At 74.0% G+C, this 3,535-nt stretch carries 4 protein-coding genes; 2 read left to right on the top strand and 2 right to left on the bottom strand.

Translation table 11 applies throughout. The features are described 5' to 3' along the window. Positions 1-59 precede the first annotated feature (59 nt). Complete coding sequence (purM, locus tag MHY49_RS18825; protein ID WP_239206771.1) at positions 60-1,199, top strand: phosphoribosylformylglycinamidine cyclo-ligase; 1,140 nt, start codon at positions 60-62, stop codon at positions 1,197-1,199. A gap of 113 nt (positions 1,200-1,312) precedes the next feature. On the opposite strand, the gene MHY49_RS18820 is transcribed toward purM, so the two are convergent. Continuing rightward, positions 1,313-1,519: a DUF3073 domain-containing protein gene (locus tag MHY49_RS18820; protein WP_152351705.1), complete on the bottom strand. Its 207-nt coding sequence runs from the start codon at positions 1,517-1,519 to the stop codon at positions 1,313-1,315. Positions 1,520-2,051: 532 nt separating this feature from the next. Here MHY49_RS18820 and MHY49_RS18815 point away from each other — a divergent pair. Then, the gene (locus tag MHY49_RS18815) at positions 2,052-2,252 is read left to right on the top strand and encodes a BldC family transcriptional regulator (RefSeq protein ID WP_152352009.1); all 201 of its coding nucleotides are present in this window, start codon (positions 2,052-2,054) and stop codon (positions 2,250-2,252) included. Between the two features lie 84 nt (positions 2,253-2,336). Here MHY49_RS18815 and MHY49_RS18810 read toward each other — a convergent pair whose 3' ends face one another. Continuing rightward, complete coding sequence (locus MHY49_RS18810; protein WP_239206769.1) at positions 2,337-3,365, bottom strand: lysylphosphatidylglycerol synthase domain-containing protein; 1,029 nt, start codon at positions 3,363-3,365, stop codon at positions 2,337-2,339. Positions 3,366-3,535: the final 170 nt, after the last annotated feature.

Genomic DNA, 3,535 nt, shown 5'->3' with positions numbered 1-3,535 from the left:
GACCCCGCCCCCGACGATCGGCCCGTCCCGGCCGCCACCTCCCAGGAGACCGCATCCGCATGACGACCACTCCCGAAACCCCTGCGCTCACCTACGCCGAGGCGGGCGTCGACACCGCCGCGGGGGACAAGGCCGTCGAGCTCATGAAGGCCGCCGTCTCCGCGACCCACGGCCCCGAGGTGCTCGGAGGCGTGGGCGCCTTCGCCGGCCTCGTCGACGTCAGCGCCCTCAAGGACTTCGAGCGTCCTCTGCTCGCCTCGTCCACCGACGGCGTGGGCACGAAGATCGCGATCGCCCGGGCCCTCGACGTGCACGACACCATCGGCCAGGACCTCGTGGGCATGGTCGTCGACGACATCGTGGTGGTCGGAGCGAGGCCGCTGGCCATGACCGACTACATCGCCTGCGGGAAGGTCGTGCCCGAGCGGATCGCCGACATCGTCCGCGGCATCGCCGAGGGCTGCCGCCTGGCCGGCTGCGCGCTCGTGGGCGGGGAGACCGCCGAGCACCCCGGCCTGATGGCCCCCGAGGACTACGACGTGGCCGGCGCCGCCGTGGGCGTCGTCGAGGCGTCCGCCATGCTCGGCGCGCACCGTGTGCGACCCGGTGACCGGATCATCGGCATGGACTCCTCGGGCCTGCACTCCAACGGCTACTCGCTCGTGCGCGCCGTGATCGAGGCCGCAGGGCTGGGGCTCGACGCCGAGATCCCCGAGCTCGGCCGCACGCTGGGCGCGGAGCTGCTCGAGCCCACGCGCATCTACACCGGGGACCTGCTGGCCCTCCTCGACGACCCGGCCGGCGAGGGCGTGCACGCCCTCAGCCACGTCACCGGCGGCGGGCTCGCCGCGAACCTCGCGCGCGTGCTGCCCGAGGGCACGACCGCCGTCGTGGACCGCGGAGCCTGGCGGCCCGCAGCGATCTTCGAGCGCGTGAGCACCTGGGGCGGAGTGCCCCTGCACGATCTCGAGGCCACGCTGAACATGGGCATCGGCATGGTCGCGGCCGTCGCGCCCGAGCAGGCCGACGCGGCCGTCGACCTCCTCGGATCCCTGGGTCTGCCGTCCCTCGTGATCGGAGAGGTCGTCGCGGGCGACGACGCTCCGCGGCCGACGGGCCAGGACGTCCTCGTCTCCGGCGCGAAGGGCGTCGACGGGGGAGGCGTGCTGCTGACCGGCATGCACGAGGGCTGGTCCTGAGCGGCCGATCCGCCTGAGCGACCGACGCCGCGGCCAGGAATGCTCCTGCACGTGAAGAGGGCGACCCCATCGGGGTCGCCCTCTTCACAGGGAATGCATCTGCCGAGCGGGTCTCAGCGGCGGCGGGAGGCCGTGGAGGCCGGTCCGTCCTCCGCCCAATCGGCGTCGTCGGTGTCGCTCTCGGGCGCCTCGTACTCGGTGTCGGCCGAACGATGGGACTGGAGCTCGCGCTGAAGGGCGGAGAGGTCCGTCGGCGGGCTGTAGTACTTGAGGTCCCGTGCCACCTTGGTCTGCTTGGCTTTCTGTCGGCCACGACCCATGGATCTGACCCCCTGTGCGTCGGCTGGCGGGCGCGCGAGCCCGGACGATGGCAATGTTTCGGAACCTGATCCTACATCGGAACCATGTGCACCAGCCAGCCGGCGGGGCAGGTGTGAGCAACGCCGAACCCGGCGCGCGAGCGGGCGGCGAGCCCCGATCGGGACGCTGATGGGGGAGGGGACGGGCGGCCGACGGGACGACGTCGACGCGGCCCTCCGGGTCGAGCACGTGTCCGGATCCTCACGGCCGGCCGCGATCGTCCCGCTGGCCTGCTCCCGCACGCGCGGCCGTGGGTGCGGGAGGCGCATAGCGGATGGCACGTGAGAAAGCCGGATGAATGTCCGAATTTCGTCCTTTGGTGCCGGTGGCGGCCCCCTCCCGTGCTGGAGCGCGAAAGTTTCCAGTCGGTATTGGAACTTTCGTCCGTGTCGTCGGCTCTGTCCGAGTCGCTAAGATGGAAGCGCAACCTTGGCCCCACACACCCAGAGAAAGGGGACCCCCCCAATGGCTGCAACGATTGAACAGCACTCGATGGAGAGCTCGTCGTCCTACACGGCACTTCTCACCCCCGCTGAGGTCGCCCGGCTCTTCCGGGTCGATCCGAAGACGGTGACGCGTTGGGCGCAGTCGGGCAAGCTCTCGCCTCTGCGCACGCTCGGCGGCCACCGCCGCTACCGGCGTGAAGAGGTCGAGAGGCTCCTGACCGAGAGCACGGGTGAAGAGGCCCGCTGACCTCTGAGCCGACGCCCCCACCAGTGGCGTGCCAGTCACGACGGCCCGCGATCCGCATGGATCGCGGGCCGTCGTGCTGTGCGCTCAGGCGCGTCGGCGCAGCAGCTCCCGGATCCCGAGCGCACCGCCGAGGACGAGGGGGACCGCCCAGGTCGCACCCCCGAGCACGAGCGCGATCGCACCGGCCGCAGCCGGCGCGGCGCCGAGCGACGTGAGCAGCAGGGCGACGGCCGTCTCGGTGACACCGCCCCCGCCGGGCGTGACGGGCACGAGCGAGAGCGCCCGGCCGATGAGGAAGACCCCGAGCAGGGCGAGGGGTCCGATCCCGCTCGCGAGGGCGTCGGCCGCGATCCACAGCACGGCGCCCTGCGCCGCGCGCGCCGCGAGCATCGGGACGAGGATGCCCGCCCAGCGCCTCCGCAGGATCCGCGCGACGCGGTCCCGCGCCTCCAGCACGAGCGCGGCAGGGTCCCCGCCGGTGCCCGCCCGGGCCTCCTCCTGCGCTTCGCCCTGCGCGTCCCCGCCGCGCCCCACGAGCGCGAGCACGGTGCGGATCGTCGGGGTGAGGGCGTCGAGGATCCGCACGGTCGTCGGCCGATGCGCGAGCACCGCGAGCACGGCCACGGTGAGCACGACGCCCACAGCGGCGACGACGGTCGCCCCGAGGGTCCCTGGCAGGTCGCGGCGGCTGCCGAGCGCGGCGTAGGACGCGAGCGCCGCGAGGGGGATGGCGACGCCGCCCAGCAGCAGATCCACCGCGGAGAACGCGGCGATGCCGGTGACGATCGTGCGCATCGACGTGCCGCGCCGGCGCAGCACCGCGCCCGTGATCGCGATCCCCAGCAGGGATCCGCCGGGCACCGCGAGCGCCGTGGCCCCGGCCGCCGCCTGCGCGCTCACGACCGCGCCGACCGGAGCGCCGGGGAGCGCCGCGCGCGCCCCGAGCGTCTCGAGGAGCACGGCCAGCACGCCGAGCACGAGGGCGGAGAGCAGCACGGGCGTTGGCACGCCGGCGAGCGCATCGAGGAGCTGCGACGGGTCGAGGCGGAGGGCGCGCGGCAGCAGCCAGACGAGCAGCACCACCAGCAGCGCGAGCGAGCACGCGGCGAGCACCAGGCGGACCGGGGAGGGACGATCAGAGCGCGTGAGGCCCAGCAGGCTCGCGAGCAGGCCGTCGGCCCCGGCGGGCGGCCCCCCCCGAGCCGCCCCCCGGGGGCGTCGGGCTGCGAGCGGGCCAGCTGGGCCACACGCGCGCTGATCGTGCCACCCCCGTGCGCCGGGTG

Source organism: Brachybacterium sp. ACRRE (assembly GCF_022346485.1).
Lineage (GTDB): Bacteria > Actinomycetota > Actinomycetes > Actinomycetales > Dermabacteraceae > Brachybacterium > Brachybacterium halotolerans.
Note: the sequence above shows the minus strand (reverse complement) of the source record. Positions and strands in the feature narration are given on the sequence as shown.

Excerpts from the sequence above, each read along its gene's own strand:
- purM (WP_239206771.1), top strand. The coding sequence starts at position 60 with ATGACGACCACTCCCGAAACCCCTGCGCTCACCTACGCCGAGGCGGGC.
- MHY49_RS18820 (WP_152351705.1), bottom strand. The coding sequence starts at position 1,519 with ATGGGTCGTGGCCGACAGAAAGCCAAGCAGACCAAGGTGGCACGGGAC.
- MHY49_RS18815 (WP_152352009.1), top strand. The coding sequence starts at position 2,052 with ATGGAGAGCTCGTCGTCCTACACGGCACTTCTCACCCCCGCTGAGGTC.